This is a genomic window from Guyparkeria sp., assembly GCF_046540515.1.
Taxonomy (GTDB): domain Bacteria; phylum Pseudomonadota; class Gammaproteobacteria; order Halothiobacillales; family Halothiobacillaceae; genus Guyparkeria.
On the sequence record NZ_JBKHFB010000087.1, the window covers coordinates 1 to 6,635 of the forward strand.

The following is a 6,635-nucleotide window of genomic DNA, read 5'->3' on the forward strand; positions in this document are numbered from 1 at the left end:
CGTTCCGCGTCCGGGCCTACCGCAACGCCGCCCGCGTGATCGAGGGGCAGGGCGCGCAGATATCGGCCTTGCTGGCCGAGGGGCGTGATCTCGCCGAACTGCCGGGCATCGGCAAGGACCTGGCCGGGAAGATCGCCACGCTGGTGGACACCGGCGAGCTGCCAGTACTCAACGAGGTCGAGGCCCGCGTGCCGGCCGCCCTGGCCGAGATGACCGAGATCGAGGGGCTGGGTCCCAAGCGGGTGGGCCAGCTCTACCGCGAGCTCGGCGTCCGCAGCCTCGATGATTTGTCCCGCGTGCTCGAGTCGGGCCGGGTACGCGAGCTCGAGGGCTTCGGCGAGAAGCTGGAGAAGACCATCGCGGCGGGAATCGAGGCGCTGAAAAACGGCCAGCCGCGCATGCGCTGGACGGATGCCGAGGCGATCGCCGAGCCCTTGGCCGAGTGGCTGCGCGGGATCGACGGCGTCAAGAAGGTCTGGCTTGCCGGCAGCTACCGCCGCGGGAAGGAGACCGTCGGCGATCTCGACATCCTGGTGACCTGCCGCAGGGATTCCCCCGTGATGAATCGCTTCGTCGCCCACGAAGATGTGAGCCGCGTGGTGTCCCACGGCGGCACCCGCTCGACCGTCCACCTGCGCTCGGGCCTCCAGGTGGACCTGCGCGTGGTTCCGGCGGTCGGTGCCGGGGCGGCGCTGCATTACTTCACCGGGTCGAAGGCGCACAACATCGCGGTGCGCCGGCGCGGTGTCGAACGCGGGCTGAAGATCAACGAGTACGGGGTCTACCGGGACGAGAAGCGGATCGCCGGCCGGACCGAGGACGAGGTCTTCGAGGCCGTCGGCCTGCCGTTCGTCGCCCCGGAACTGCGCGAGGATCGCGGCGAGATCGAGGCCGCGGAGGCACGGCGATTGCCCGACCTGGTCTCGCTGTCGGACATTCGCGGCGACCTGCACTGCCATACCGATGCCACCGACGGCCAGCACGACCTCGAGACCATGGCGCGGGCGGCGCAGGCGAGGGGCTACGAGTATCTGGCGATCACCGATCACTCGAAGGCCGTGCGCGTGGCCAACGGACTTGACGCCGACCGGCTGCTCGCGCAGGTCGACGAGATCGACCGGCTCAACGAGGCGCTCGAGGGCATCACGATCCTCAAGGGCATCGAGGTCGACATCCTCGCCGACGGGCGGCTCGACCTGCCCGACGACGTGCTCGACCGGCTGGACCTCGCCGTCTGCTCGATCCACTCGCGCTTCAATCTCTCGGAAAAGCAGCAGACCGAGCGGGTACTCCGGGCGATGGAAAACCCGCACTTCACCATCCTCGGCCATCCCACCGGCCGGCTGATCAACCAGCGCCGGCCCTACGCCATCGACCTGGGGCAGGTGATCCGGGCCGCGGCCGAGCGCGGCTGCTTCCTGGAGGTCAACGCCCAGCCGTCGCGACTGGACCTGGACGATGCGGCCTGCATGCTCGCCCGCGAGCAGGGGGCGAGGATCGCCGTATCCACCGATGCCCATGCCGATGTGCAGCTCGATGCCATGCGCTTCGGCATCACCCAGGCCCGTCGTGGCTGGCTCACCGCCGACGACGTCATCAACACCCGCGGGCTTGCCGCCCTGCGCAAGCTGATCGGCTGACGCCATGCCCGAGCTGCCCGACGTCGAGACCTTCCGCCGGACCCTGGACCACCACGGTCTGGGTCGGCCCGTGCGCCGCACGACGGTGAGTGCCCCGGACCTGCTGGTCGACATCTTGCCGCAGTCGCTGGGCCGGCTGCTCAAGAACCACCCGCTGGCCGAGACCCGTCGCCACGGCAAGGTCCTGTTCGCCGCGCGCGAGGGATGCGACGGCTGGCTGGTGTTGCACTTCGGCATGAGCGGAAGCCTGATGATGCTGGAGGGGAAGGCCGCGCCCCCCGAGCATGCCGGCCTGGTGGTCGCCTTCGACCAGGGTGGCTTTGCCTACGTCTCGCCGCGTCGGCTGGGCATGATCGGCTGGACGCAAAGCCCCGAGGCGTTCGTCGCCTCCCGGGGGCTGGGACCGGATGCGCTGGCGGTCGACCGCGAGCGCTTCGTCCCGGACCTGCGCGGGCATCGCGGGGCGATCAAGTGCTGGCTGATGGACCAGGCGCGGCTCGCCGGCATCGGCAACGTCTACAGCGACGAGATCCTGTTCCACGCCGGGATCCACCCGAAGCGCGCCGGCAACACGCTCGACGAGCCGGAGGCGACACGCGTGTACGAGGCCATGCGGCGGGTGCTCGAGCAAGCGGTGGCCGCCCGCGCCGAGCCGGCACGGCTGCCGGACGGCTACCTGCTGCCAAGTCGCGAGAAGGGCGGCCGTTGCCCTCGCTGTGGTGAGGCGCTGGCCACGGCACGGGCCTGCGGCCGGACGGCCTGGTACTGCCCGCGCTGCCAGGCGCCGGACGAGGTCAGCCGCTGACCTGCAGCCGGTCGAGGACGTCGTAGACCCCGGGCACGGCGAAGCAGTCGCCCACCGCGAAGCGCCTCTCGTCCTCCGTGGCCACCGCGCCGTCGAGGTGCACGATGCCGGCGGCGGTGCCGACACGCAGTTGGTCGGCGCGCACCATCGGGTCCTTTTCCAGGACGATGCGCACCGCGTCGTTGATCTCGTCGTCCGAGTCTTCCTCCGGCGGATCGACCTCGAGGCAGTTGTCGACCGCCTCGCAGCCCCGGATCCACCACATCAGTGCCTCGGCGAGGCGTCGATGCGACAGGCTGCCGACCGAGCCGCTGAGGGTGATGGTGCCCGGCTCCTCGATGGCCACCAGGATCCGGCCGGCATCCGGGCCGCCGTCGTGGACGGTCTCGGCCTTGCTGCCCGTGTGCGTGCGCAGCGTGTAGCCGGCAAACACCGGTTCGTCGGTGAACGCGCCGATTGCCTCGTCGCGGAGTTCGCGGTCCCCCATGGGCTCGACTGGTCGCCGTCGCAGCCGGTCCTCGACGGTCCGCTGCTCGCCGGCGTACTGTTCGGCCAATGCCCGGGCGCGTCGCAGGGTGGTGACATCCTGCACCTGCCCCTCGAGAATCAGTCGATCCCCCTCGACGCGGATCCGGATCGGGGACTGGTGAAGGTCGATCCGGGGGTCATGCTCGAATGCGCCGGAAAGGGCTTCCCTGAGCTCATCTGCCGTATTGGGTGTGCCTGCGGACATGATGCGTTCCTCTCTGATTCGCCTGCCCCGGGCAGGCATGAACGATGTCTCGGGGTGGCGAGACGGGCTGTCGTTTCGGTCTGGCCGATTGGTCGGCCCGTCCCGGTTCCTGTTCATCCATTGTTAGAACAGCAGGACCGATTTTTCCGCTTGGCGAGCCGTGTGTCCGCCCAGGCGCGGTGATTCTGTCCGGCTATTGCGTGACGGTCACTTCCACGTTTCCTTCCTTGTGCAGCACGCTCAGGCTCACGTCGTTGGCATGTCGACGGAGCACGATGTCCACGCGCCCGTCGCCGGCGCGCAGATTGCGGATATCGATCCAGTCCAGGTAGGGCGGCAGCCGAGGGTGGTGAAAGCGTATTTGCGGGGCATCAAGGTGAAAACTCAGGCCCAGTCCCGCCTTGAGGGCGCAGAAGGGCGCGGCGCTCGACCAGGCCTGGGGGGCGCAGGCGACGGGGTAGAGCGTGGGGTTCTCGCAGGGGCGTGCCGGGAAGCCGCAGAACAGTTCCGGCATGCGGTGCAGATCCATGTGGATCCCGCTCTCGAACAGCGAGGTCAGCAGTTGCATGGCCTGGTCGGTGAAGCCGTAGCGGGCCATGCCGCTGGCGATCAGGGCCGTGTCGTGGGGCCAGACCGAGCCGTTGTGATAGGACATCGGGTTGTAGCGGGCCTCGCCCTTGGCCAGCGTGCGGATGCCCCACCCGCTGAAGGAGTCCGGCGCGAGCAGGGTGTCGGCCGTCAGGCGGGCCTCGGCCTCGTTGGCGATGCCGGTGAAGAGGAGATGCCCCGCGTTGGACGAGCGGACGCGGCAGGGGCGCTTTTCGCCGTCCAGCGCGAGGGCGTAGGTGTTCAGGTCCGGCATCCAGAACGCTTCGTGGAAACGCTGCTTCAGTTCCCGGGCCCGGCGGCGCCGGTCACGGGCCTCGTCGGTCTCGCCGAAGAGTTCGGCCAGGTCGGCTCCTGTCCGGAACGCGGCGTAGGCATAGCCCTGCACCTCGCTCAGGGCGATGGGGCCTTCGGCCAGCCGGCCGTCGGCATGCATGATCGCGTCGTCGGAATCCTTCCAGCCCTGGTTGACCAGCCCCTTGTCCCCGTGGCGCAGGTACTCGAGGAATCCGTCGCCATCGACGTCACCGTGACGGTCGATCCACTCCAGGGCGGCCTGGACATGCGGCCAGAGGTCCTGGAGACACGCCCTGTCTCCCGTTCGGTCGTAGTACGCGCCGGCGAGCATCACGAACAGGGGCGTGGCATCCACCGTCCCGTAGTAGCGATCGAACGGGATAACGCCCAGCGCCGCCAGTTCGCCGTTCCGGGTCTCGTGGAGGATATTGCCCGGCTCGGCCTCCCGCGCGGGATTCTCCTCCGTGGCCTGGGTCGCGGCCAGGTAACTCAGCACGCCACGGGCGAACACCGGGTTGACCCACAGGTATTCCAGTGCCGTGATCAGGCCGTCGCGCCCAAAGGGGGTGCTGAAGCACGGCACCCCCCGCGTAGGGGTAGGGTCCTTCCGGGATGCGGGTCACCAGCATGTGCAGGTCGGAACGACCCCGGTCGATCCATTCGTTGAACTGTTCGTTCGAGGTGACGATCTCCGCATCGCCTGCCTGCGACTCCAGGATCTCCTCGTGCGACGTCTGGCGGGCCTTTTCGAAGGTGGTGGGCCGGGCGCGCGATTCGCCCTGCTCGCAGGCGACCGTGATCGGCACGTGGATTTCCTGCTTGGGCCCCAGCCGCAAGGATACGTCCATGCGCTCCCGCGCCAGACGGGGTCGCAGTCGCCCCAGATGATGCGGGTGGTGCGTTTCACTCCGTCGGCGCCGAGGTAGCCCAGCACTACGGCGTCTGCCGCCTGCCGGGGTGGCTCGGGGCGCGGCTTGTCGGGGTGCTCTACGCCGCGCACCTCGAAAATGTCGGCGAAGTCGGCGCCCAGGGAAAAGGACAGCCGGAAGACAAGCTCCTCTTGGCCGAAATTGGTCAGTTGCAATCGCTCGTACCACGTTCCTTCCCTGAGCAGGATCTTGCGTCGGATGTGCAGGGTGTCCTTGGCCACCCGGACGCCGTCCTCGACGAGATCGTCATTGGTCAGGTCCACGTGCAGCAGGGCCCCGTCGGGCGAGACGTTGGAGGAGAGCAGCAGCGGCCGGGTATCGTTCACGAGCAGTTCCCAACCCGACAGGTGACGGGTGCCGCGGTGGTAGAGGCCGAGCTCGCCCCGGCCGATGCCGGCGGCGTCCCCATGCTGATTGAGCACGGCGAAGGTGTCTCCATACTTGATGGCGGTTTCCACGAGGGGCGAGGTGACCTCGATGTAGGTCTGTCCGCCAAATTCGATCATTTCGTTCATGACGTCGATCTTCCTTCGTCAGAGGGCGGCTGACCGGTCAGTCAGGTCCCGATAGACGCGCAGATACTGGTCGGCCATCCGTGCCGCGGAGAAGCGTGCCTCGAAGCGCTGGCGCACCCGGGCACGATCCAGGTCGGGGCAACGCCCGACCGCGGTGACCGCATCGTCGAGCGTCTCCACCACGAACCCGGTCACCGCTTCGTCCAGTACCTCCGGCACCGCGCCGCGTCGCCACGCGACCACCGGCGTGCCGCAGGCCATGGCCTCGATCATCACCATCCCGAACGGCTCGGCCCAGTCGATCGGAAGGAGCAGTGCCATCGCGTTGCCGAGGAATTCGCCCTTCTCGTCGTCGCCGATCTCGCCGATGAATTCCACCAGTGGGTGTTGCCGCAAGGGGCGGACATGGTTGTCGAAGTAGTCCTTGTCGACGACATCCAGCTTTGCCGCCAGTCGGATGGGAACCCCGGCGCGCAACGCGATCTGGATGGCGCGATCCGGGCGTTTCTCGGGGACATCCGCCCCAGGAACGCGAGATAGTCGCCGCCATGAAGGTTGAGGCGATACAGGTCTGCGGGGGTCCCGTTGTGGATCGTCCCATGCCAGTCCGCGTCCGGAATCGGGTGGCGTTGATCGCTGGAAATCGAGACCAGCGGGCGCTTCGAGTGGAAGCGAAAGAGCGCCTGCAGATCCGGGATTTGCAGGCGGCCGTGCAGTGTGGTCACGTCCGGCGTGGCGATGTTCCGCACCGCGGCGAAATGCAGGTAGTCCGTGTGGAAGTGAATGACGTGAAATCGATCCGCCTCCTGGCAGACCCACTCGATCATGGCCAGGTGCGCGGCCGTCGGATCGCGCAGCCCGCCGGCCTGGCGTAGTGCCCGATCGATACAGGGGACGAGCCCGGCCGAGGTGCGTGAATCGGCACTGGCATAGGGGGTGACGTCGTGGCCCGCGTCGACCAGGGCCTCGGTGAGGTAATGAACCACACGTTCACTCCCCCATAGCCGCATGGCGGGACGCTTTCGTACAGCGGCGCGACCTGCGCGATCTTCATGCTGCCCATCCCGCGGGACTACCGTCCCACCCTGGGGAGCCTCGGCACGAATGCCA

6 protein-coding genes and 1 pseudogene are annotated in these 6,635 nt (G+C 68.2%); 2 read left to right on the forward strand and 5 right to left on the reverse strand.

Translation table 11 applies throughout. The annotated features are described in order from the left end of the window. Together polX and ACLFRM_RS08645 are read left to right on the forward strand one after the other, a co-directional pair. Window positions 1-1,640 (forward strand): DNA polymerase/3'-5' exonuclease PolX (polX, locus tag ACLFRM_RS08640; RefSeq protein ID WP_410755337.1); only part of this gene is annotated, 1,640 nt, incomplete at its 5' end. Window positions 1,641-1,644: 4 nt separating this feature from the next. Continuing rightward, window positions 1,645-2,445: an Fpg/Nei family DNA glycosylase gene (locus tag ACLFRM_RS08645; RefSeq protein ID WP_410755338.1), complete on the forward strand. Its 801-nt coding sequence runs from the start codon at window positions 1,645-1,647 to the stop codon at window positions 2,443-2,445. Here the strand turns inward: ACLFRM_RS08645 and ACLFRM_RS08650 are convergent. The 5 genes and pseudogenes from ACLFRM_RS08650 to ACLFRM_RS08670 form a co-directional block, all read right to left on the reverse strand. Then, window positions 2,435-3,178 carry a BON domain-containing protein gene (locus tag ACLFRM_RS08650; RefSeq protein ID WP_410755339.1) on the reverse strand — a complete coding sequence of 248 codons (744 nt, stop codon included), beginning with the start codon at window positions 3,176-3,178 and terminating at the stop codon, window positions 2,435-2,437. The two genes, ACLFRM_RS08645 and ACLFRM_RS08650, sit on opposite strands and share 11 nt — an antisense overlap. A gap of 193 nt (window positions 3,179-3,371) precedes the next feature. Next, the gene (locus tag ACLFRM_RS08655; protein ID WP_410755340.1) at window positions 3,372-4,664 is read right to left on the reverse strand and encodes an amylo-alpha-1,6-glucosidase; all 1,293 of its coding nucleotides are present in this window, start codon (window positions 4,662-4,664) and stop codon (window positions 3,372-3,374) included. A 36-nt stretch (window positions 4,665-4,700) separates the two neighbouring features. Then, a complete protein-coding gene (locus ACLFRM_RS08660; protein WP_410755341.1) occupies window positions 4,701-5,525 on the reverse strand; it encodes a glycogen debranching N-terminal domain-containing protein in 825 nt (274 codons plus the stop codon). A gap of 18 nt (window positions 5,526-5,543) precedes the next feature. After that, complete coding sequence (locus ACLFRM_RS08665) at window positions 5,544-6,002, reverse strand: glycosyltransferase (protein WP_410755342.1); 459 nt, start codon at window positions 6,000-6,002, stop codon at window positions 5,544-5,546. Window positions 6,003-6,268: 266 nt separating this feature from the next. Next, a pseudogene (locus tag ACLFRM_RS08670) lies at window positions 6,269-6,535 on the reverse strand (glycosyltransferase); the annotation flags it as partial. Window positions 6,536-6,635 lie beyond the last annotated feature (100 nt).